Annotated in this window: 19 protein-coding genes; 9 read left to right on the top strand and 10 right to left on the bottom strand. The window is 62.8% G+C overall.

What is annotated here, in order from left to right; all coding sequences use genetic code 11:
* Positions 1-194: 194 nt before the first annotated feature.
* From CKW39_RS14695 to CKW39_RS14725, 7 genes are all read right to left on the bottom strand, one after another.
* Positions 195-770, bottom strand: coding sequence for a hypothetical protein (locus CKW39_RS14695; RefSeq protein WP_095798872.1), 576 nt, complete (start codon positions 768-770; stop codon positions 195-197).
* A 93-nt stretch (positions 771-863) separates the two neighbouring features.
* The gene (locus CKW39_RS14700) at positions 864-1,301 is read right to left on the bottom strand and encodes a hypothetical protein (RefSeq protein ID WP_143470018.1); all 438 of its coding nucleotides are present in this window, start codon (positions 1,299-1,301) and stop codon (positions 864-866) included.
* 151 nt (positions 1,302-1,452) lie between these two features.
* Positions 1,453-1,911, bottom strand: a complete 459-nt coding sequence (locus tag CKW39_RS14705) for a hypothetical protein (RefSeq protein ID WP_095798874.1) — start codon at positions 1,909-1,911, stop codon at positions 1,453-1,455.
* Between the two features lie 138 nt (positions 1,912-2,049).
* Entirely contained in the window at positions 2,050-3,525 is a 1,476-nt protein-coding gene (locus CKW39_RS14710) for a zinc-ribbon domain-containing protein (protein WP_158222965.1), read from the bottom strand.
* 514 nt (positions 3,526-4,039) lie between these two features.
* A complete protein-coding gene (locus tag CKW39_RS14715; protein WP_095798876.1) occupies positions 4,040-5,149 on the bottom strand; it encodes an ATP-binding protein in 1,110 nt (369 codons plus the stop codon).
* Between the two features lie 2 nt (positions 5,150-5,151).
* Positions 5,152-7,200 carry a Mu transposase C-terminal domain-containing protein gene (locus tag CKW39_RS14720; protein WP_095798877.1) on the bottom strand — a complete coding sequence of 683 codons (2,049 nt, stop codon included), beginning with the start codon at positions 7,198-7,200 and terminating at the stop codon, positions 5,152-5,154.
* Positions 7,197-7,955, bottom strand: a complete 759-nt coding sequence (locus tag CKW39_RS14725) for a TnsA-like heteromeric transposase endonuclease subunit (RefSeq protein ID WP_158222966.1) — start codon at positions 7,953-7,955, stop codon at positions 7,197-7,199. The genes CKW39_RS14720 and CKW39_RS14725 overlap by 4 nt, the downstream gene beginning before the upstream one ends.
* 190 nt (positions 7,956-8,145) lie before the next feature.
* Between CKW39_RS14725 and CKW39_RS14730 the strand changes: the two genes are divergently transcribed.
* The 5 genes from CKW39_RS14730 to CKW39_RS14750 all read left to right on the top strand — a co-directional run bounded on the left by CKW39_RS14730 (position 8,146) and on the right by CKW39_RS14750 (position 15,744).
* The gene (locus tag CKW39_RS14730) at positions 8,146-8,472 is read left to right on the top strand and encodes a helix-turn-helix transcriptional regulator (protein ID WP_158222967.1); all 327 of its coding nucleotides are present in this window, start codon (positions 8,146-8,148) and stop codon (positions 8,470-8,472) included.
* Positions 8,473-8,621: 149 nt separating this feature from the next.
* Positions 8,622-10,142, top strand: a complete 1,521-nt coding sequence (locus CKW39_RS14735; protein WP_095798880.1) for a class I SAM-dependent DNA methyltransferase — start codon at positions 8,622-8,624, stop codon at positions 10,140-10,142.
* Between the two features lie 5 nt (positions 10,143-10,147).
* A complete protein-coding gene (locus CKW39_RS14740; RefSeq protein ID WP_158222968.1) occupies positions 10,148-11,230 on the top strand; it encodes a restriction endonuclease subunit S in 1,083 nt (360 codons plus the stop codon).
* The gene (locus CKW39_RS14745; protein ID WP_095798881.1) at positions 11,230-12,159 is read left to right on the top strand and encodes a restriction endonuclease; all 930 of its coding nucleotides are present in this window, start codon (positions 11,230-11,232) and stop codon (positions 12,157-12,159) included. The genes CKW39_RS14740 and CKW39_RS14745 overlap by 1 nt, the downstream gene beginning before the upstream one ends.
* Before the next feature lie 123 nt (positions 12,160-12,282).
* Entirely contained in the window at positions 12,283-15,744 is a 3,462-nt protein-coding gene (locus CKW39_RS14750; RefSeq protein ID WP_095798882.1) for a DEAD/DEAH box helicase family protein, read from the top strand.
* Positions 15,745-16,142: 398 nt separating this feature from the next.
* Here CKW39_RS14750 and nrdF read toward each other — a convergent pair whose 3' ends face one another.
* A complete protein-coding gene (nrdF, locus tag CKW39_RS14755; protein WP_016996405.1) occupies positions 16,143-17,123 on the bottom strand; it encodes a class 1b ribonucleoside-diphosphate reductase subunit beta in 981 nt (326 codons plus the stop codon).
* A 341-nt stretch (positions 17,124-17,464) separates the two neighbouring features.
* Between nrdF and CKW39_RS14760 the strand changes: the two genes are divergently transcribed.
* Positions 17,465-17,653 (top strand): antitoxin, encoded by a 189-nt coding sequence (locus CKW39_RS14760; protein WP_095798883.1) that lies wholly within the window; start codon positions 17,465-17,467, stop codon positions 17,651-17,653.
* Positions 17,654-17,739: 86 nt separating this feature from the next.
* On the opposite strand, the gene zapE is transcribed toward CKW39_RS14760, so the two are convergent.
* Complete coding sequence (zapE, locus tag CKW39_RS14765) at positions 17,740-18,789, bottom strand: cell division protein ZapE (protein ID WP_095798918.1); 1,050 nt, start codon at positions 18,787-18,789, stop codon at positions 17,740-17,742.
* A gap of 263 nt (positions 18,790-19,052) precedes the next feature.
* On the opposite strand from zapE, the gene CKW39_RS14770 reads away from it, so the two are divergent.
* Genes CKW39_RS14770 through ybaK form a run of 3 tightly spaced genes read left to right on the top strand, consistent with a single transcriptional unit; the run spans position 19,053 to position 20,925 of the window.
* On the top strand, positions 19,053-19,961 hold the full coding sequence (locus CKW39_RS14770; RefSeq protein WP_095798884.1) for a sulfurtransferase: 909 nt from the start codon (positions 19,053-19,055) through the stop codon (positions 19,959-19,961).
* A complete protein-coding gene (locus tag CKW39_RS14775) occupies positions 19,958-20,419 on the top strand; it encodes a SufE family protein (RefSeq protein WP_095798885.1) in 462 nt (153 codons plus the stop codon). Before CKW39_RS14770 ends, CKW39_RS14775 begins: the two co-directional genes overlap by 4 nt.
* Before the next feature lie 59 nt (positions 20,420-20,478).
* Positions 20,479-20,925, top strand: a complete 447-nt coding sequence (gene ybaK / locus CKW39_RS14780) for a Cys-tRNA(Pro) deacylase (protein ID WP_173674348.1) — start codon at positions 20,479-20,481, stop codon at positions 20,923-20,925.
* On the opposite strand, the gene CKW39_RS14785 is transcribed toward ybaK, so the two are convergent.
* On the bottom strand, positions 20,885-22,141 hold the full coding sequence (locus CKW39_RS14785) for a S9 family peptidase (RefSeq protein WP_095798887.1): 1,257 nt from the start codon (positions 22,139-22,141) through the stop codon (positions 20,885-20,887). The two genes, ybaK and CKW39_RS14785, sit on opposite strands and share 41 nt — an antisense overlap.
* Positions 22,142-22,213: the final 72 nt, after the last annotated feature.

A 22,213-nucleotide genomic window follows, 5' to 3' on the forward strand; every position in this document is an offset into this window, starting at 1 on the left:
CCGCCGCCGCTGCAACGTCATCTTCGCGATGCTCCGCGACGGCACGTACTACCAGTCACCCACACCAGTCCCGACCCCCGAGCCACCCACTCTCGCGGCTTGACTCGAAACATAGGGACACCCCCCCCGGCAAGAAGGGGAGTAGATCGTCAAATCGAGTCAGTAAGGCGCCCGCCACGGTGATGCGGTGGCGGTCAGGAGCAGTTGTCGCATTGCCCGGACATAGGGAGCACCGTCCCACACTCCGGGCACGTCGCCTTAGGTACTGGTGTCCACTTTGACGCGCTGCGCTCATCCCGATACAGAAGCGCGGCATACTCCCGTGTGGGTGTCGGTCGCGCCTCTGGCGGGACGTCGGCTCCGAAGTGCCGATAGCACTTGAGCCGTTCTTGGGCTGCGACCCATTCCAGGACTTTGGGCTCTTGTGTGGCGGGAAGGCCGATCCTGGGGAGCCAGGCGCTGAAGCCGGGGCCGACCATCCCGGTCTTCTTCTGCACGACCAGCGTTGGTAGCGCCGGCAGTCTCTTGGTGTCGCAGTAGTCCAGGACCATGCCCAGGACGTGCCTGATCCAGTAGTCCAACCGCTGATCTGTGCGAACGTTGGTCTGCTCGAAGAGATACTCCGCGAGCTCTCCGTAGGAGATGTAGTCGCCGCAGCGAGAGGCGACGTCCTCGAGCTTCGGCACCGTCGCCTCGGCCCAGGTACCCAGCTTCCACCGGTGCGGGGTGTGACCGCGCGGAAAGCGATACACCGACGACGTGCTGCCCATGTCCGGTTCCTCCTGTGCGTGCGAGGCGTCAAGGGCAACCTAACCAATCAAGAGGAATCATTTCTGCATCGGCACACCGGTGCAGTCCCAGAGTCAGTGCTGTGATCGGATGAGGATGTGCTGGAGCTTGTTGGACAGCTCCAGCAGCACGCGCTCCTCCACGGAGCTGTACGGCACCTCTCGTTGGAGTGCGTCGACGCGAACGACCCCGAGCAATTCGTGGCCCTCCTGTCCCCACCGCTTCTCTTGAACTCCGGGGTCCGGTCGGACGCCTCCCTCCCCCTCGAAAGCCGTAGATCCAGCGACAACCCCCGAGCTCGATGCATTGTCGGAGCGCAGTTGCCCTGCAACGATGCGCCGCGCCAGCACAGCGTTGACGTCGGCGAGCAACTGGGCATCGCCGAACCAGAACTCATGTTGCCTCGCCAGGTGCACGAGGATGAGCATCTTGGCCTGCAACACGTGGCATTCCTGGGCATCGAGGGCCTGATCGATCGCTCTGGCCAGTGCCCCCCACTGCTTTGAGCGCATCTCGCTGCGCCTCCTCAACATGTGAGTGCGCCAGAAAAAGCAGGTGGCTACTAACAGCGCGAGAGGGGTCCCAACCCACGCCAGAACATTGAGATAGTCCAGCCACCACTGCAGCTCAACGACGGCGGCCTCCATCCGAGGGCTCATACGATCAACCCCTTCCGCAGCGTTCACAGGCCGGGGCCCTCGAGGGCCGAAACCCTTCCGGATCGTGGAGATCGTCGAGCACGGACGCCAACCATGCCCGCTCATCCTTCGGCAGGCCCTTGGCCGTGGCGAGGTGGTGCAGCGATCGCCTGCCCAGTTCCTGCCTGACCACCGACGGGTTCATGACTGCCTCCATTGCGGACGAGACGCGCTTATCCCAGTGGTACAGCCGGTAGAAGCGGTAGACGAAGAAGGCGGCGACAGCCCAGGACAGGGCGGTGAGGAAGGACCAGATCCGCGGGTGTTCAGCCAAGCGGTCCACCCCTTCCCAGAACCCGTCCAATGCGACGACCACCCCCGGTACGCCGGCCATGTACAGCAAGGTCGGGAAAACGATCAGTCCGAGCGGCACAAGCAACCCCCTGTTGGACAAGAAGGAACGGGGCTTAGCGGGTGTGGTCATCGGTGGGTGCTCCATTCGGTCTAAGATCCGCTGCAGCGGCCGGTCGAAAAATACATCCGGTTCGTGCCGACGGTCGTATTCACTGTTCCATGTGTGCGGACACGGCCCGGAGAGGCCCCGCGCGCGCTTGATGAAGTACTACGAGCCCATCGCAAGACGCTTGTCCCAGCCTTGCCGCCCACGTTCGAACCCTCTTGCAGTGGTTCCAACGCGTTCCTCGGGAGAGCAGATCGAGCAGCCGCCGGAACGGACCCGATTGCGGACCGTTGTGCATTGGGTATGACCGTCCTTGCAGGTCCACCAGCGTTTCTTAGTGCCGGGTACGAGTTGGGTCGGATCGACGTCATTGCGTTCGTCGTCCCAGTCGGAGATGAGGTCGGGGTGCTTCGCGGAAAGGTCGTTGACTCCGGTCAGTAGGAGGCGGCCGGTGTCGACAGGGCATTGTTGCTGTGCTTGCTTGGTGCGGTAGTCGATTTTCTGCTGGAACTCGTGGCCGTCTGGACACACCCACCACACGCGCTTTTCGGAACCTGCCTTAACATCAGATGGTTTCAAGGGGCCGTTTTGGGATGGGTGCCACCAGGAAGCGACGTGAGGGTGCGTTGTGGCGAGGTCATTCAATCCTGCGGCAACAGTCCGTCCGTCGCAGACTGGGCAGAACGGACGCGACACCAGCTTGGCAGGGGTACGGATGAAGCGGTGCCCCGCTGGGCAGCGCAGTTGAATCTTTACCGTCGCATTGCCGGCGGAGACTTCGTGGGGTTGCTTCTGCTCCACGTCTGGGTCCCAGAACGCTGAGAGTCGCGGGTGCGTCGTTGCCAAGTCGTTGAAGCCCGACAGCACACCTTTCGCGCTGCAGTACGGGCATCTGGAGCCCCGCAGTGCACGATTTGCGACGGTGGCCTGCCAGGGATGGCCTTCTGCGCAACGCCACGAAACCATCGCGTTCGACCCCCGGAGCACCATGCCAGCAGTCAGGTCGCCATTGCGCTCCAGGTCCCACTGCTCGGCCAGCGCTGGGTCGGTGTCCGTCAGCGATGTGATGCCCTCGATGGGACGGGAACCTGCGCAGACGGTGCAGTGGAATTCCTTCTCCGGGTAGCGTCGAACCCTGGACGGGCTGTCGTGAAGACAGTGGCCTGCAGGACACAGCAGCATCCATCTGCTGCTGCCGATGGCAGCCCGGCCACTGCGCACCATGAAGCGGTCGTTCCACCAGGCGTCGTCGGCACGGGCGGTCTTCAGGTGCGTGAGCCACTCCCCCGGCACTACGTTCAGCGCCGTGCCGACCAGGTTGGCAGGTACTAGGACAACGGGGTCGATGGCGTCGACTGCGACATCTTGTCCTGAGGCCACCCGAGCCAAGACGGCCGTTGGGCGTATCAACAGCCAAGCCTGGTCTGTGAGCTCCACCAGTTGCGGCTCGATGACAGAGGGCAACTGCTTGGAAGAAGCCTCGGCAACTCGGATGCGGAGACGTTCGTATGCAACCGAGGTGTCGATGGCCCTGGCCAGTTCCTCCAGGGTGACAGGGTTCGACGCGGCCTCGAGCAGCACGGCGGCGGCGGGCAGATCCTCGGGCTCAGCGTCTTGGCGTTGGCCGCAGGAGCGCATTGATACAGCGCGACGGAGGCACTCCCCCACGAGCTTCGGACGCGTCCTGCTTCCCTCCTCCAGGATGGCCGCTGCGGTCACGACCGTCGAACCCACCGGGACTCCATGCAAAGGACCCGGAGAGGCGGGCTCCAAACGATCGTGCGGTTCCACGGTGACTGCCCCGGTCCACACTCCATGCTTGTCGCAGACCCAGTGCGCCCGGCGCGGGTCGAGCTCGACGAGGGGCCCGCACTGAGGACACGAGCACCAGGCGCGTGTCATGTCCCACAGCCCAGCCTCGAAGTGGTCGTCGGTCAAGCCGCAACGTTCCCGGAGGAGGTCGGCAAGCTGGTCATACTGTTGCGCCACCGTAGGATCCGTGACCCCGAGTCGGCGCAGCTCGGAGGAGGCCTTGCCGAAGTAGGTGCCGGGGCGGGCACCTAAGCGGGCCTCCAGCCGACGGGCGAAGCTTGCCAGGGTCTCCCCCGGCACCGGTTCAGGTACCAGGAGCGGGGCTAGGAGCGGCCTAGGCTCAGGCACTTTCTTTCCTCTTTCTGCTGTGGCGGGTCGCGCGTTTGATGCTTTTCTTCGCAGGAGATACTGAGGCTGAAGCCACCCGGGCCTGGTGTCGTTCGGCCTGCAAAGTCAGCGCGACGTGGTCAAGGTCGTCGGCGGTGATCCATTCGTTGTCGAGGTCGCCTGTCAAAATCTTGCGGCGGGCAATCTGGGTCAGCGCGGAGTTGAGCATCCCGACTGAGCCGTGGGTGAGGTCGAACAGCGGGTCTGCGAGCTTCACGGCTGACTTGGGGTCGGTCGCGTACAGGGGCAGGGCCGCGGCCATGCCGCCGACCAGATTCAGCCAGGACTTTCTCCAGTTGTCCTGCTTCTTGTCGGCATAGTTGTAGACCACCGCGCGGCGGTATCGGTTGGCGATCTGAGCGCCGCGGTGGCCCGTGGTGATCGAGGTGCGTTCCAGGTCGATACCGGCCAAGATTATGGTTGCGTCCACGTCGTCTCCCAGACGCCTAAGCGCGTCCGCGACAGAACCTGCGTTGGCCGCGTTGTCGAGATTCTGGACCTCGTCGATGGCCAGCAGCTCCATGCGAGACAGATTGATTCCGTTGCGGACCATGGTCGACAGTTCTGCCTCAGTAACACCAATCGTGTAATCGATACCGAGGTAGTCGGCCAGCACCTGGTAGATGGAGCGCGGAGTGCCCAGTGCGGGGATGCAGACGTACCCGATAGGCACCTCGCCCCGTTCGAGGATGTCGGGGTCGTCTTCTTGGAAGTCGGCCAGCACCGCACCTAGCACTCGATGGAGGGCCGTGGTCTTGCCGGCTCCGGATGGGGCCGAGAGGAAGACCCCGTGGCCACCGCCACGTTTGGCGTGGTTGGCATCCATCTGTTCTTCAACTGTGGCGTCGAGATCGTGCACGGTCCTTGTTGCGACGATCATGCCGCGGGACAGGTAGGTTTGACGGGCCTCGTCGTAAGCCTGCCGTTCCGGGCGTGTCATGGCGGCAACGGTTTCGATCGAGGGCATACGGACGGCTTCGCGCTGAGACTGGGCCCAGTCGAGGTAGCCGAGATAGTGGGAGAGCTCACCTCCGGCGCGCAGACGCTTGCGGTATTTCGCCACGATCAGTTCTCCTTCTCGATGCCGAAGGCCTCGTCCGGTTCCCAGTCGTCAAGGTCCCAGTCATTGCCATCTTCGGCAGTCGGATCCGCGCCCGGGCCATCCGATGACGGGGATTCGACGGCGCGCAGCGAAGCGCGGCCTTCGCGGGTAGTGCGGCCCTGTACCTCGTCAAGGTGCTCGGCCAGCTCAGCGCGTTCGTCCCTCGCCGCCTCCTTCTTCCACTGCTTGTGAGCGCGCTCGATCAGCGACATGGTTTCGATCAGCCCCTGATCGGGGTCCAGGGGTCGGAAGGTGTTGCGCACTTGGTCAGCTAGGTCCCACATGCGGCGTGAGTGTGGTGTGTCGACGCGCCGGTCGCGCCAGTCACAGGCGATGTATTCGTCGATCTGATCGATGTAGACCCAGATCCGGCTGGGATCGGTGGGCTGGTAGTGGATTTCGTACTTCTTCTGCCCCGGTGACTTTGAGGATCTGAGGCGGTACGGTGCCAGGGCCGGGGAGTCGTAGGTACGTCGGCCGAACTCCACCCCGTCCTTCTGGATCGTGCGGTGATCGATGGGCATGAGAGCGATGTAGTCCCGCTCACTCAGGGGCATCGGTACGTAGGCGACGAACGGGAACATCGCCGCGTACGCTGCATTGGGGCTCAACGGTGGCGCCATCGGGTGCCGAGGGTCCCGCAGGCCCTCCATCGGGCTGTTCTGCCAGACCTGGGCGACCCAGGCGTCGAAGAGCCAGATCAGCTCCTCGACGTCGAGCAGATCCTCCTGTTCAGGATGAGCACCTCGTGCCTCGACGGTTCCTCCCGTTTGGCCGGGCAGGAGCATCACGAACCTGGTTTTGATCGTGTGGAACGCCCGCTCGACGATGGCCTTGTCAGTCGGGGTGCGCACCGCCGAGCGGGTCAGGATGATACCGAGTTGCGCACATGCGGCTTCTACGACCGCAGAGCGGTAGTCCTTGCCGTTGTCAGTCACGAGCCTGTTGATCGCGATTGCAGGCCGGGCCGTATCAAGCTCGGCCTTCTGCTCATGGGTGAGATTCTTCGCCCACGGCAGCTCCATCCGACGCAGGCGCCACGTGTCGATGGCCGGTACGCCCGTCGGACGCAGCGGATGAGGCGTCATGGCGTCGGCAAGCATCGCGGCGACGTCGGTGCCGGTGTTTTTTGTCTTCACGCTGATGGCGATGATCGACCTGGTGGCCTTGTCGATCATGATGGTCAGCTCGACCTTTCCGGGCCTCCCGTTGGGCATCCGCACAATCACATCGAAGGGGCTTGAGTCGACCTGGACCTCGCCTCCGGGTAGGAGTGCCGGACGCTGGCTGAACACCCGCTTCGGCGAGTTCGCGGCGGTCTGTCTGTTCTTGGCGGAGCCTGTCGGGTCGAGGTCGGTGGAGAGCTCTTGGAGCACCTGGATGACCTTCTTTTTCCCCGGTAGCAGAGCGAGCTTGTCGGGCCACTGGTCCAGGAAGCGTTTGCGGACTTCTGCGGCGAGGTTGGTCCACGTCGTCGATGAGCTGCGGACACGTTCACGGACCAGTTGATCGCAGATTGCAATGACCTCATCGGCCACACCGTCCAGGGGAAGGTATGTCCGCGTAGACCGAGCATCGATCAGCGCGGCAGGCCCGATCTTCCGGTACGCAGCGATGTACCGGCGCAGCGTGCTATTGCCGACCAGGATCCCGAGGTGTTTGAGTTCGTCGAGTTTCCGGGCATTACGTTTGCCCTGAGGCAGGCTGAGGTCGTATTCGGGACGAGGCTCGAGCCCACCCGGTGCTGTACCGTCGACCAGCTCACGTACGTGTTCGGCCAGCAACAGGACTGCCTCATCGGCATGATGCAGCGCGCTCAGTGCGGACATGGAGGAATGGAGCAGGTCAGTCCGACCGATGGCGTGCACCAGTTCCGTCAAGGTGGTCGACAATGCCTCCCCCGACAGAACCTCCCGAAGACCGAAAACCGTGCCAGCGATCGTGGCGATCGTCCACTCTTGATCGTGGAACAGCACGATGTCGCCCAGCCGGAATCCGTTGATGTTGCTCACGCCGCCACCTCCGCGGCCATGATCAGCATGTCCTCGTACAACGGACCGTCCGAGACTGTGACCACCTCACGTGTCCACATCAGGTGGTAGAGAGCGGCTTTGCCCGCTTCCGGCGCTCGAAAGTCGATCAACCTGGCGGCATCATCGAAAGGCCGGGGGTTGGTGATGTATGGCATAAGGCGCTCGAGCACTGGGTCAGCGAGAGCGAATCGCGGGTGCCGGAACGCCGACAGCCACTCGAGATCCATGGCGGCCCAACTGGTCAACCCATGCATGACCTCGTACGCCCAACCGACCTCGCGACACAGGGCAGCGGTCAACTCGTACCGTGCACGCGTGCCCTCATCGATCCGGTCGGCGGCCCGGACGTCAACCACCACACCCGCACCGTCAAAACCACGACGGTAGAAGAAGTCCGGGTAGTGCCGGAAGCGGTCCGGACCGACCAAGCAGAACGGCTGGGTCGAGATCCCGGCGAGGTCCCCGGCATGCTCGAGTTGCATCAAGCACTGCAACTCAAGCATCGACTCGTACCAGACCACCTGTCCGGTCGAGATCACCGGGTACATGCCCTCGTAATGCCGACGATGCTGGTAACTGTGGCCCGCCCGCACCGGCTGGGTGTCCTCGAATTCCATGATCGACAGGCCAGGGCCCATCTGTTTCTGCTTGGTCACCTCCTCCTCTTGCCACAGCAAAAGGTAGCGATCCGTCGACACCACGTGCCGGTACGGGTCCGCCAGGTCAATCTTCATTGCGTTCCTTCCGCCCGTGACAGTCGCACGAGTCGATCTAGACATGACTTGGAGCGAAACGGCCTAGAACCGCAATCTAGTCATCCAGTATCCTATAGTATCTAGTGAGTAACTACAGCCTGGCTAGGAATGAGGTCACTAAGCGAGTCAATCCAGGTCAGCCGCCATGTGCGGCCGTAGGTTCGGGGTCATGAAAGACCCATCGAGCTCACCGCGACCCAAGGACTGGCTCGAGAACCCCCAGCTCTTCGGGCGGTCGACACGAGCCACTGTCCGCGACACCGAAGACGACGACGTCTCCTTGGTCCGGACTGCCTTGTTGCAGCATCATTACTGCCTGCGCATCCGCCGTCGCCTGGACGACGACGGCATGACCCTCAAGCAACTGTCGGACCAGGCAGGCATTGAGTATCAGTACTTGACCAAGCTTCTGCGAGGCGATCTCACGCTCCAGCTTCACCATCTCGCCGCGATAGAAAATGCCCTCCCCGGAGTGGTTTTCAGCCAGACTTCCTGAGCTGCATGGCCGCCGGCGCGTAGTTCCAGGCATTGAGGCACTCAGGCTGGAGCACTACGGAGGCTCAGCTGATCCCGTTAGGAGACACCACCGGTCTCACCGGCCGCAGCTGGGCAGGACCGTCAGCCCTAGCGGCTAGGCTGACGGCCGTGATTACTGGTGAACTGAAGTCCCAAGTCGACAGCGTCTGGAACGCCTTCTGGTCCGGAGGTATCTCCAACCCGCTGGAGGTGATCGAACAGATCACGTACCTTCTTTTTCTCAAACGACTGGACGACGCCCAGATCGCCGCCGAACGCAAAGCCGCCCGCACGGGCAAACGCGTTGAGCGCCCAATCTTCCCCGAGGGCAAGGACGAGTTCGGCCGCTCCTACCAGGACCTGCGCTGGTCGAAGTTCAAGAACTTCGGCAAGACCGAAATGTTCATGGTCTTCAACCAGAGCATCTTCCCCTTCCTGCGCGAGGAACTCACCCGCCAGTCCGATGGCAGCGACTCCTCCTACAGCCACCACATGAAGGATGCACGCTTCACCATCACCAAGGACCACCTGCTGCAGAAAGCGGTGGACCTGATCGATCGCCTCCCGATGGAGGACCGCGACACCAAGGGTGACCTCTACGAGTACATGCTCTCCAAGATCGCCACCGCCGGCACCAACGGCCAGTTCCGCACCCCGCGCCACATCATCAAACTCCTCGTGGAGATGCGCGACCCGAAGCCGATGGAGGCGATCTGCGACCCGGCCTCCGGGACCTGCGGCTTCCTCATGGCCGCCGGCGAACACCTCCGCGAACACAACCCGGACCTAATGTTCGACCCGACCCACAGCGCGTTCTTCAACAACGAGCAGTTCCACGGCTTCGACTTCGACTCCACCATGCTGCGCATCGGCGCCATGAACCTTCTGCTGCACGGCATCGAGAACCCGGTCATCGAAAACCGCGACTCCCTCGCCGACCTGCACTCAGCAGATGAGGAAAAATACGACGTCGTCCTGGCCAACCCACCCTTCGCCGGTAGCCTCGACTACGAGAACACGTCCAAGGAACTGCTCAAGGTCGTCAAAACCAAGAAAACCGAGCTGTTGTTCCTGGCCCTGTTCCTGCGCCTGCTCAAGCCCGGTGGCCGCGCCGCAGTCATTGTGCCCGACGGTGTGCTCTTCGGCTCCTCCAACGCGCACAAGCAGCTGCGCAAAGAACTCGTCGAGAACCAGCTGCTAGAAGCCGTGATCAAACTGCCGTCCGGGGTATTCAAGCCCTACGCGGGCGTGTCCACCGCGGTGCTGTTCTTCACCCGCACAAACTCAGGCGGCACCGAGAACGTCTGGTTTTACGACGTGGTTTCCGACGGCTTCAGCCTCGACGACAAGCGCACCCCACTGGACACCAGCGACCTGCCCGACGTGCTCGAGCGGTGGCGCGCCCTCCGCGGCGAGCTCGGTGAAGAGCGCGCCAGGTCGGAGCTCACCCGCGCACGTATCGACAGGTCTTTCGTGGTGCCGAAGGCGGAAATCGCGCAGAACGGGTACGACCTGTCGATTAACCGGTATAAGGAGATCGAATACGACGAGGTCGCGCACCGCCCCCCCGCGGACGTCATCGCCGACGTTGAAGAGCTCGATGAAGACATCGCCAGGTGTCTCGCAGAGCTGAAGGGCCTTCTCAAGTGAAGGAGGTGGCACTCGGCGAAATTCTCGAGCTGCGCTACGGAAAAGCTTTGAGCGCAAAGAACCGGTCCGGGAAAGGAAACCCGGTGTACGCCTCCGGGGGGCGTGTCGGCTACCACGACGATGCCGTGACGAATGGCGCAGCTGTAGTGATTGGACGCAAGGGGTCGATCGGTTCGGCCTACTTTTCGGAAACGAAATGCTGGCCCATTGATACCACCTACTATGTGGACGCCACATGCACCAACCAAAATCTCCGGTGGCTATTTCGATTACTGAGCAGCCTCCCGCTGCACACAATGAATAAGTCGGCGGCCGTGCCCGGACTCAACAGGGATGATGTCTACCGACTCCGAGTTAATTTGCCAAACAAGAACGAGCAACGCCGCATCGCTTGCATTCTCGACAAGGCCGAAACCCTGCGCACCAAGCGCCGCGCAGCCATCGCCCACCTCGACACCCTCAGCCAGGCCATCTTCCACGAGATGTTCGGGGATCCGCTCGAGGTAAACGCCGAAGAGGCCGTTCCATTTTCTAAAATGACTACGCGCATAACTTATGGTTTTACTTCTCCAATGAAGCACTTAAACGAAGGAATCCCGATCCTAACCGGTAAGAACGTTCAGCGAGGCGTTCTGGATGTCGAGAACGTCCACTACGCAGACCCAAAGGAGTTCGAGGCGCTCACAGATAAGTCGAAGCCTAAGATCGGGGATGTCTTGATTACTAAGGACGGCACAATTGGCCGATCGGCGGTGGTCGAGATCGAACCCATCTGCATAAATCAGTCGGTCGCTCTAATCCAGCTCGAGAAAAGTAGGGTCACTCCTAGATACGTTCAGGGTCTTATTTCCCACTCATCAGTACAGCGGAAATTTCAAGGCATGAAGAAAGGGAACTCAATCCCGCACCTTCAAATCACCGAGTTGGCAGCGATGCCCGTTCGCATGGCTCCCGTTCAGTTGCAGAACGAATTCACGAGCCGCGTTTCCTCCGTCGAACGTTTGAAGGTGACGCACCGCGCTCAGCTGACCGAACTGGATAACCTGTTCCGATCCCTGCAGGACAGCGCGTTCAAGGGTGAACTGTGATGGCCGGAGTTAACGCCGAGCCGTTGGAGTCTGAGGTGCCGATCTGGCCTGTCTTCGTGCGGCACGTGTTGGCGGTGTTGTCGGACGGGAGCACGCTGCATCGGCGCGACATCGTGGGTCGTGCCATCGACGCGGCTGACCTTTCGGAAGCGGCCCGGGCCGAGACGCTCAACTCCGGCGGGCTACGTTCGGAACAGCGGATCGGCTGGGCCATTAGCAACCTTTTCAAGGCCGGCTGGATCGAACGCCCCGTCCGGGCTAATTACCGAATCACCGAGGCGGGTCGGGCTTGGCTCGCTGAGCATCCCGAGGGCATCGGTAGCTTTTCCGAGGCGAACCGAATCTTCGCGCCCTACTGGCCGCATGTGCAGAAGGATGCCGCCGTCGTGCCGGAGGAGTCCCTGCCAGACTCGGCCGACCCAATTGAGCAGATCGAAGCCGGTATCAACCGCATCACGACTGACGTCGGTGACTCCCTACTGGGAAGGCTGAGAGACAGCCACCCGGATTTCTTCGAGGAGGCGGTCGTCCGGTTACTGCTGGCCATGGGTTATGGCGGTGCCGAGCAGCGCGGACGGCGCATCGGCGGCTCCGGCGATGGAGGCGTTGATGGAGTGATCGACCAGGACGCACTGGGCCTCGAACAGGTCTATGTACAGGCCAAGCGCTACGCCGAGGGCAACAGCATCGGCCGCGAGACGATCCAGGCGTTCATCGGCGCGCTGCACGGATTTGGAGCTGGTCGCGGCGTGTTCATCACCACCAGCACCTTCACCCAGAACGCCCGCGATTATGCGAAGAGCATTCAAACCAGGGTGATCCTCATCGATGGCAAGCGCCTGGTCACGTTGATGATTAAGTACCGCGTCGGCGTCCAGGTGAAGCAGAGCTACGACGTGGTGGACATCGACGAGGACTTCTTCGAGTAGACCAGTGCCAGCCTCGGCCGACTGTCATTTGTTCCTCGCGTGTGCTTACGCCCAGGGAAACCACCACCTGCAATGATTGAAGAGCGGGAGATCGGGTTGTTTAGCGCGGCTGAGGGGTAGGGAATGGAGCAGGACGCAAGCGGTGGTGGACGCGTATCCAATTATGGGTTCCTGTCCACTCAGTGGCCCGGCGTGTTCAGCGACGCTCGAGCCGCCGAAACCTACGCGTTGCGGGATCCACGGAGTTCACTGCTCTACGCTCGGCGGGCGCTGGAATCCATGGTCGATTGGCTATACACGGCCGACCCGACCTTGCGCGTGCCGCTGAAAGACGACCTGAACAATCGTCTGACCGAGCAACGGTTCCAAGCCTTGGTCCCGGCCATGGTCCGCGACAAGATGCACGCGATTCGCAGGGTCGGCAACAAAGGCATCCACGGAAACCAGCCGGTCAGCACGCAGATCTCCGGCCGCATCGTTTCCGAGCTGTTCCACGTGACCGTTTGGTTAGCCACACGTTACGCCACGGACCCTGCCGCCCGGCCCCTCTCGGGCGCCACCTTCGATCCCGCGTTGCTCGCGCCGAAGCCGGCCTCCGGCGTCGTGCAGCTGACGAGGGCCGAAGCGGAGGCCCTTGCCAGCAAGCTCGACGCGAAGGACGTCGCGCTGAAGGACGCGGCCCGCAAAGAGGCCGGCTACGAGGTCCGGATCAAGGCGCTACAGGCTGAAATCGAGGCCGCGAAAAAGGCCAACGAGAAGATCCCGGACGAGCACGACTACACCGAGGCCGGGACCCGCGAATACATCGACCTCTATCTGGCCGAGGCCGGCTGGGACGTCGCGGCGCCGAATGTGCGCGAGTTCCCGGTCCACACCATGCCGACGGCAGCCGGAACCCTGGACGGGCACGGCGCTGTGGATTACGTGCTGTGGGGTGCGAACGGGAAGCCGCTGGCCGTGCTGGAAGCCAAGCGGTCCTCCAAGGACTCCCACGCCGGCCAGCAGCAGGCCAAGTACTACGCCGACTGCCTCGAGCGCGCCTACGGGCAGCGCCCGGTGATCTACTACTCCAACGGGTACCGGCACTGGCTCTGGGAGGATACCGTCTACCCCGAGCGGGAGGTCCTGGGCTTCCACACCCGGGACGAGCTCCAGCTCATGGTCGACCGCAGATCTTCGCGTAAGCCTCTGGCCGAAGCACCCATTCCCGCCGACATCGCCGATCGCCCCTATCAGCAGGAAGCCATTCGCGCCGTGGCGGAGGTCTTCGACACCGACAAGCGCCGCAGAGCACTGCTGGTCATGGCCACCGGCACGGGAAAGACCCGCACCGTGGTGGCACTGGCCCAGCTGCTGAGCGAGAACCGGTGGGTCAAACGGGTACTGTTCCTCGCCGACCGGAACGCCTTGGTCACGCAGGCCTCCCGCGCCTTCAGAAACCTCATTCCCGGTTCCTCGCCAGCGATCCTGGGCACCGACGAGGGGTCGGGGAGCCGGATCCACCTCTCCACGTATCCGACGATGATGAACCTGATCAACGCCTCAACCGAGGGAAAGGTGACTGGTCCGGAGTGGCGAGGGGTCGGCTACTACGACCTTGTGGTCGTAGACGAAGCCCACCGCTCCGTCTATCAGAAGTACCGCCAAATCTTCGCCTACTTCGACGCGCTGGTGATCGGGCTGACCGCCACCCCGCACAGCGAGGTCGACCGCAACACATACGCCCTGTTCGAAATTGAGAACAACAATCCCACCAGCGCGTACGAGCTCAACGAGGCCGTCACCGAGGGCTACCTCGTGTCGCCCCGGGTGATCGACGTGCCAGTCGGTTTCATGCGCCAAGGCATCCGCTACGACGACCTCTCCCCCGAAGAGCAGGCGGAGTGGGACGAGAAAGAATGGGACGAGGACGGACTGGTTCCCGACGAGATCGCCGCCCCGGAACTGAACAGGTGGCTGTTCAACACCGACACCGTGGACAAGGTGCTCGAAGTCCTGATGGAACGCGGACACAAGGTCGCCGGCGGCGACAAGCTCGGCAAGACGATCGTGTTCGCCCGCAACCAGGACCACGCCAAGTTCATCGTCGAGCGCTTCGACGCCAACTATCCTGCCCAAGCAGGGAACCTGGCCCGGGTCATCACCCACAGCGTGAACTACGCCCAACGGCTCATCGACGACTTCTCCGACTCCGCCAAGAACCCGCAGGTCGCTGTCAGCGTCGACATGCTCGACACCGGCATCGACGTGCCCGACGTGGTGAACCTGGTCTTCTTCAAGCCCGTACGGTCCAAGGCAAAGTTCTGGCAAATGGTCGGCCGCGGAACCCGGCTTCAGCCGGACCTCTACGGCCCCGGCCAGCCCAAAACAGACTTCCTCATCCTCGATGTGTGCGGCAACGCCGAGTTCTTCAACGCCGGGCTCTCCGCACCTGACGCCGTGCTGGGACGATCGCTAGCCACACGGACCTTTGCAACCCGGGTCCAGCTGCTCCGGGCGGCCGCGGAGACCGGATACGACAGTGGCTTCCGCACGGATCTCGTGTCGCACTTAGGCTCGACCATGCGCGGACTACCCCGCCACAACTTTCTGGTCAGGCCCCATGTGGCGGCCGTGGAGCGCTTCGCCCAGGACTCGACATGGGAGAACCTGACCGACACCGACGCAGCCATCGCTGACCAGGAGATCGCCCCCTTGGCCGCCGTGGTGCCCGGCGAAGGCGAGGAAGAGTCCAGACGCTTCGATCTCCTCGTCCTGCAGACCGAGCTTGCGGCGTTGAACGGCGACACAGCCGGCCTGGCACGGCTCGGGGCGCAGCTGGTGAAGATCGCTTCGGCGCTCCAGGACCAGGGAAATATCCCAAGAATCGCGGCGCAGCTACACGTGATCGACGCCGTCGTGGAGATGAGTTCCGATGACGGTACGTGGACCGCCGTGGATCCTCTCTGGCTCGAAACGGTCAGGCGCAAGCTACGAGACCTCGTGCCCCTGATTGAGAGGCGCAAGCGCAACCTCGTCTACACCAATTTCGAGGACGTCCGCGGTGAACTCACCGAAATCGATCTGCAGGGCGTGAAGCAGACAACTTTCGACGTGTCCTACTACCGAGAGCGTGTGGCGCTCCATCTGCAAGGACACCTCGACCACATCGCCATGCAAAGACTGCGCCACGGACGAGCGCTGACGGCCCTCGACCTGGCAGCACTCGAGAAGATGCTCATGGAAAGCGGCGCAGGATCCCGCGAGGACCTGGAACGCGCCACCGCGGGCGACCTCGCTGGATTCATCCGCTCGCTGGTCGGCCTGGACCCGCAAGCTGTCCAGGAGGCGTTCGCCGAGTTTATCTCCGACAGCACATTGAACACGCGTCAGCTGAAACTGCTGCACATGCTCATCGCCCAGCTCACCCGCGGCGGCCGCATGGACGCCGCGACGCTCTACGAGCCTCCGTACACGGAGATCGCACCCCACGGGCCCGAGGACCTATTCGCCGAGGACACAGTCAACCGCATCTTCGCGGTCGTCGATCGATTCGGGGGCTCGGATTTCCCAGCACCCGGGGACGATATCGGAGAAACCGCGTAACTCAGATAATCAGTCACCCACCTGTCAGACACGCCTCCAAAGGCGAGCGTCAGTTAGAACATTCTAGTCCTGGGTCGCACTTCATATCTCTAGATTTATTTAGGTTTTTGTGCGGCTTCCCGAGTTAATCCTCATCTGAAAATTTGCACAGGAAATACCATTCGTGCATTGCGCGCAGATTAAGTTACTTTTAAAAATTGTCTAGACTCCACCAGCATCCCGGCTCGGCCCCTTAACTACCCGATCCCGGCGATCGGGTCACCAAATCGCCGGGATCGGGTAAGGCTAGGAGGTCAGTTGGACCGTGATATCACGACATCTGAGCAATGCTCAGATCGGGAGGCCGATCTGCTCACATAGGGCCGGATTGCTCAGATAGGTCGGGATCTCACAAACTATTAGAAGTCCCAGTCCTCGTCTTCCGTGTTCACGGCCTTGCCGATCACGTAGGAGGAACCGGAGCCGGAGAAGAAGTCGTGGTTCTCGTCCGCGTTCGGGGACAGAGACGACAGGATCGCCGGGGACACGTCGGTCATTTCCCGCGGGAACAACGCCTCGTAACCCAGGTTGTTCAGCGCCTTGTTGGCGTTGTAGTGCAAGAACTTCTTGACGTCCTCGGTCCACCCCACCGTGTCGTAGAGGGACTCGGTGTAGGCGATCTCGTTTTCGTAGAGCTCGTCCAGCAGGTCGTAGGTGTACGCCTTGAGCTCTTCCTGACGCTCAGGGGTCTCCTCGACCAGACCGCGCTGATACTTGTAACCGATGTAGTAACCGTGCACCGCCTCGTCGCGGATGATCAGACGAATCAGGTCCGCGGTGTTGGTCAGCTTGGCGTGCGAAGAGAAGTACATGGGCAGGTAAAAGCCCGAGTAGAACAGGAATGACTCCAACAGCGTGGAGGCAACCTTCTTCTTGAGGGGGTCATCACCCTTGTAGTACTTGATGATGATCTCGGCCTTGCGCTGCAGGTACGGGTTCTCGCGTGACCAGCGGAACGCTTCATCGATCTGCTTCATGGACGACAGCGTGGAGAAGATCGAGGAGTATGACTTGGCGTGCACCGACTCCATGAACGCGATGTTGGTGTACACCGCTTCCTCGTGCAGGGTCTTGGCGTCCGGGATCAGCGACACAGCGCCCACGGTGCCCTGAATGGTGTCCAGCAGGGTCAGACCGGTGAAGACCTTCATGGTCAGGTCCTGTTCCTGCTCGGTCAGGGTCTTCCAGGACTGGACGTCGTTGGACAGCGGCACCTTCTCGGGGAGCCAGAAGTTGGAGGTCAGGCGATCCCAGACTTCTAGGTCCTTGTCGTCCTGAATGCGGTTCCAGTTGATGGCTTCCGCCGGGTGGCGGAGCAGTTCAACCTTTTCAGGTGTCATGGCGCGCGCTGGCTCCTTCGCTTGGTATGAAAATCGGTCGAGTCCAAGGGGCTTCATCACAAATCTGTGAGAGGGAGTCGACCGAGCTTCAAGAGTAGCCCACCGAGCGGCTTAAACCACGGTGCAGATATCTAGGTCCTCGAATCCTACGCATCGATGGAGCGGCACAAGTGGGCAGGGTGACCGAGGGTCACTTTCTCACGAGTAACCCCGTCTGTCATTGGTTGTTTCCTCTCCGCGAAGTCGTCGCAGAAAGTGTTCCCAACTCTCTGGCTCACCAGTCATGATGATCACATCAGCGCCCCGAGCGGGGCGGCTCGATCTACCGAAAGGAGACCGTAATGGTGGACATCGGAGGACTTGGAGACAAGGCAAAGCAGTTCGCTGAGGACAACCCGGACAAGGTTGACCAGGGCATCGACAAGGCCGGAGACACCGTGGACGACCGCACCGGCGGTCAGCACGCGGAACACGTCGACAAGGGCCAGGATGCGCTGCGTGACAAGCTCGGCGGCGGCAACGAGCAGTAACAGCTGATAGAACGGCGCCCCTCGGAAGAAATTCCGAGGGGCGCCGTTTGCTATGCACACGTGCTTGAAGAGAGTCGTTGCGGAACCTAGGCCGCTTCCCCGCCTTCACGAGCGAGCGCGGTCAGACGGGACACGGCACGGTAGTACTTCTTCTGGTAGCCGCCGGCCATCATTTCTTCGGTGAAGACCTGGTCGAAGGGCACACCGGTCGACAGAATCGGCAGATCCTTGTCGTACAGTCGGTCTGCCAACACCACGAATCGCAGTGCCACGGCCTGCTGGTCGATGGTGCGCACCCCGCGCCACACAATGGCGTCCAGGCCGTCGATCAACGCACGGTAGCGGGAGGGGTGCACGCGGGACAGGTGAACGACCAGCGCGTCGAAATCGTCGATCGCAACGGTCCTACCCGAGAAGGCTTGCTCTGCAGCCGCTTCCAGAGCGGCGTCGTCGGCGAGGGGTTGAGGCGCCTCGGGAAGGCCGCGATGGCGGTAGTCCTCGCCGTCGATCCGCACGACGTCGAACTGGGAGGACAGCACCTGGATCTCGCGCTGGAAGTCCTGGGCCGCGAACCGGCCCTCGCCCAGCGAACCGGGCAGCGTGTTGGAGGTCGCCGCGAGCTTGACGCCCGCGTCCGCCAGTTCGCGCATGAGGCGGGACATCAGCACGGTGTCCCCGGGATCGTCGAGTTCGAACTCGTCGATGCACACGAGCTTGTAGTCCTTGAGCGCCTCCACGGTGTGGCGGAAGGTCAGCGCACCCACCAGGTTGGTGTACTCCACGAACGTGCCGAACGCCTTGGGCCCCGGAACCGCGTGCCACAGCGATGCCAGGAGGTGGGTCTTGCCCACACCAAAGCCACCGTCCAGGTAAATGCCCTGCGCGGGCGAACCCTTCTGGCCGCCGCCCCCACCGAACAGCTTGGAGAAGAACCCGTTGCCGGAGGCCTGGCCGCCACCCACGCCTGCAGCGAAGGCCTTGAGCTTCTCGACCGCCTCGGCCTGCGAGGGCTGGGAAGGATCGGGCCGGTACGTGTCGAAGGAGACCTCTCCGAAGCGCTCGGACGGACGGAAACCGTCCAGCAACTCGTGGCCGGATACGCGCGGATTACGCTCCACGAGGTGTTCAATGTGCATGTTCACGTAAAGGGCCTCCCTGCCCGCTGCGCCACTCCCCCGCGAATTCACGGGCACCGGGCACCGGACGGCATTGATCGGTACGAATTCTGAGCAGCCTAACTGCTCCTGCCCCGATGCTACCGGTCAGCCCGTGGTGAACACGCGCGCTGCAGCGCCCGGTTGCGGCTTTCTCGCATGCATTCGCCACCGCTGGCGCACTACGCTGGAAAACAAGTCCCGCGCGCCGTGACGCGCACGTCTAGACACGAGGAGTACTCCACATGCCCGTGGAAGCAGAGAACAACCAGGATTTCTCCCAGTACGCCCATCCCGAGCGGCTGGTCTCCACCCAGTGGGTGGCCGATAACGTGGGCAAGCCCGGTGTGGTGGTTGTCGAATCGGACGAGGACGTTCTGCTGTACGAAACCGGTCACATCCCCGGTTCCGTGAAGGTTGATTGGCACACGGATCTCAATGAGCCGGACACCCGTGACTACGTGGACGGCAAGCAGTTCGCGGAGCTCATGTCCCGCAAGGGCATTTCCCGCGACGACACCATCGTGGTCTACGGCGACAAGTCCAACTGGTGGGCCGCCTACGCTCTGTGGGTCTTCACCCTCTTCGGTCACCAGGACGTCCGATTGATGAACGGCGGTCGCGACAAGTGGGTAGCCGAGGGCCGCGAACTCACCACCGATGCCACCGAGGTCACTCCGACCGACTACCCCGTGGTCGAGCGCGATGACTCCGTGATCCGCGCCTACCGCGAGGACGTCCTGGAGAACCTGGGCACCACGCCGTTGATCGACGTGCGTTCCCCGCAGGAGTACACCGGCGAGCGCACCCACATGCCCGATTACCCCCAGGAGGGCACGCTGCGCGGCGGTCACATCCCCACCGCAGCGTCCGTTCCCTGGGCCCGTGCCGCCGCGGAGGACTCCACTTTCAAGTCCCGTGACGAGCTGGACGCGATCTACCGTGAAGAAGTTGGCCTGTCCGACGGTGACGACATCGTCGCCTACTGCCGCATCGGCGAGCGTTCCTCCCACACGTGGTTCGTGCTCACCCACTTGCTGGGCTTCGACAAGGTCCGCAACTACGACGGTTCCTGGACCGAGTGGGGCAACGCCGTGCGCGTGCCCGTGGCCCAGGGCGAGGCCCGCGGCGAAGCTCCGGAGGGTGTCCGGTGACCACTGACGCATTACCGAATCAGATTCAAGAGCTGATCGAGGATTTCGACGCCGTTCCGGAACCTGACAAGCTCCAGCTCCTTCTCGAGTTCTCCCGTTCGCTTCCCGAGCTTCCCGCCCGGTACGGCGAGCACCCGGAGGACCTCGAGCAGGTGGTCGAGTGCCAGTCCCCGCTGTTCCTGGCCGTTGAGCTCGAAGAGGGTACCCAGGATCCCGGCGTGAACATCTTCTTCTCCGCGCCGGCGGAGGCTCCGACCACCCGTGGATTCGCGTCCATTCTGTACGAAGGACTGGACGGTCTGCCCGCGTCCACCGTGCTGGACATCCCCGATGATCTGCCCGAGCGCTTCGGGCTGACCAAGCTGGTGTCCCCGCTGCGCATGCGCGGCATGTCCGCGATGCTGGGCCGGATCAAACGACAGGTTCGGGACCAGCAAGCGGCTCGCTCCGCCGGCTGATCGTGGCTCGTAACCGCCCCGGGGCTCGGGCATCACACGCTGCTACGGCGGCGCTTGCGATGCTCGACGCCGCCGGGGTTGCCTATACGGCGCTGCCCTACCAGCACGATCCACGCGCCGAATCGTTCGGGCTGGAAGCAGCTCATGCTCTGGGCAAGGATCCGGCGTGCGTGTTCAAAACCATCATGGTCGTCCACGACAAGAACTGGGCCACGGTCATGGTCCCGGTCAGCTCCACGGTGGATCTGAAGGCAGCCGCACGAGAACTGGGCTGGAAGAAGGCGAGTCTCGCGGCACCGTCGGCGGCTCAGACCCGGACCGGCTACGTGGTGGGCGGCATCTCGCCACTGGGCCAGAAGACTCCGTCACCCACGCTGCTGGATGAATCCGCGCGGAACCGGCCGACCGTTCTGGTCTCCGGTGGGCGGCGCGGACTGGACGTCGAGTTGTCCCCCGAGGACCTGCTCAGGCTGACGGACGGGCGGTACGCACCGCTGGCCGCTTGAGCTTGGTGGGTAGCCACTCGCGCACGGCACGCTCCCAGCGCTTGCGGTCGATGTTCCACTCCTTGGTGTGCCGGGCGCCGGCGAAACCCACGAAGTCCACGAACGGGCTGAGCTCGGCCAGGTGCACGGAGCCCTCGACCGGAACCACCTCGTCGTCGGTGGAGTGCAGGATGAGCGTGGGGGTGGTGATGTCCTCCCAGCGGGACAGCCAATCCAACGCATGCAGGTCGAGGGGTGCCGCGAGACCGGTGATCTTGGGACCGAGCCGATGCGAGATCAGGTCCGTGGCCATGCGACCGATCCGGCGCGGAATCCGGTGGATCTTGGCCTGGTGCGCCACCAGCTCGAACCAGTCCACGACCGGACCGTCCAACACCACCGCGCGAACCTTGTTGCGATACTGCGTGAGTTCCAGGGTGCGGAGCACGATCGCACCACCCATGGACCAACCGAACAGCACGATGTCCGTGGCACCTCGGGACAAGGCGTACTCAATGCCCGCCTCGACGTCTTCCCATTCGGTGAAACCCAGGCCGTAACGGTTGTCCTCGGTGGCGGGGGCCTCCCGATCGTTGCGGTAGGAGACGATCAGACTGTGCAGCCCGAGTTCCTGGGCCACACGGGCACCACGAATGCATTCCATGCGCTGTGCCCCGCGGCCGTGCACCATGACCGCCCACACTCCGTCGTGCAATGTCCGGTCAGTGTTTCCGTCCGCGGGGATGACCCATGCCGGAGCCGGACCGAGGTCCGTATCCACGTCCACCTTTTCGAACGCGAATCCGGCGTCGCCCGGGCGCGCGTAGACCGTCCCGGTCCACCAACCCTTCTTGCCCTCTTCCAACTCACCCCGGTAGACCCGCTCGACCAACCGGGTGACCGTGCTGTTGTTCTGCCGCACCACGAAACCGATGCGCGCCATGCTCTGGCCCTCGTCGAAGCGCAGGGCGTAGGTTCCGGCGGCGCGGGTGTCCGTGTTGGCGGGCAGAGTAATGAGCGGCTGACCGGAGTTTGGGTCGTTCTCGAGCTTCAGCACGGTGAGTTTTCCACCGACCTTGGGAGGCACCACCACTTGGCGTGCGATCAGTGCCGCCAGACCACTGGAGAGGGCGAACGTCGCGGACGCCGCACCGATGCTCGCCGTGGCACCCACGATGGCACCGTGTCGCCACGAACGGGCGGGGGCGTCTCCGGCGGGAGTCAGAAGCGAAGCCATGTCGTCATTCTGACATGTTCACCCTGGACGGCACCGGCGGGCATATTGGAGGACGGTGAAGTGTTGTACCCA

It is taken from the genome of Kocuria sp. WRN011, assembly GCF_002295155.1.
Lineage (GTDB): Bacteria > Actinomycetota > Actinomycetes > Actinomycetales > Micrococcaceae > Kocuria > Kocuria carniphila.

Excerpts from the sequence above, each read along its gene's own strand:
- CKW39_RS14695 (WP_095798872.1), bottom strand. The coding sequence starts at position 770 with ATGGGCAGCACGTCGTCGGTGTATCGCTTTCCGCGCGGTCACACCCCG.
- CKW39_RS14700 (WP_143470018.1), bottom strand. The coding sequence starts at position 1,301 with ATGCGCTCAAAGCAGTGGGGGGCACTGGCCAGAGCGATCGATCAGGCC.
- CKW39_RS14705 (WP_095798874.1), bottom strand. The coding sequence starts at position 1,911 with ATGACCACACCCGCTAAGCCCCGTTCCTTCTTGTCCAACAGGGGGTTG.
- CKW39_RS14710 (WP_158222965.1), bottom strand. The coding sequence starts at position 3,525 with ATGCGCTCCTGCGGCCAACGCCAAGACGCTGAGCCCGAGGATCTGCCC.
- CKW39_RS14725 (WP_158222966.1), bottom strand. The coding sequence starts at position 7,955 with ATGAAGATTGACCTGGCGGACCCGTACCGGCACGTGGTGTCGACGGAT.
- CKW39_RS14730 (WP_158222967.1), top strand. The coding sequence starts at position 8,146 with ATGAAAGACCCATCGAGCTCACCGCGACCCAAGGACTGGCTCGAGAAC.
- CKW39_RS14745 (WP_095798881.1), top strand. The coding sequence starts at position 11,230 with ATGGCCGGAGTTAACGCCGAGCCGTTGGAGTCTGAGGTGCCGATCTGG.
- CKW39_RS14750 (WP_095798882.1), top strand. The coding sequence starts at position 12,283 with ATGGAGCAGGACGCAAGCGGTGGTGGACGCGTATCCAATTATGGGTTC.
- nrdF (WP_016996405.1), bottom strand. The coding sequence starts at position 17,123 with ATGACACCTGAAAAGGTTGAACTGCTCCGCCACCCGGCGGAAGCCATC.
- CKW39_RS14760 (WP_095798883.1), top strand. The coding sequence starts at position 17,465 with ATGGTGGACATCGGAGGACTTGGAGACAAGGCAAAGCAGTTCGCTGAG.
- zapE (WP_095798918.1), bottom strand. The coding sequence starts at position 18,789 with ATGCACATTGAACACCTCGTGGAGCGTAATCCGCGCGTATCCGGCCAC.
- CKW39_RS14770 (WP_095798884.1), top strand. The coding sequence starts at position 19,053 with ATGCCCGTGGAAGCAGAGAACAACCAGGATTTCTCCCAGTACGCCCAT.
- ybaK (WP_173674348.1), top strand. The coding sequence starts at position 20,479 with ATGCTCGACGCCGCCGGGGTTGCCTATACGGCGCTGCCCTACCAGCAC.
- CKW39_RS14785 (WP_095798887.1), bottom strand. The coding sequence starts at position 22,141 with ATGGCTTCGCTTCTGACTCCCGCCGGAGACGCCCCCGCCCGTTCGTGG.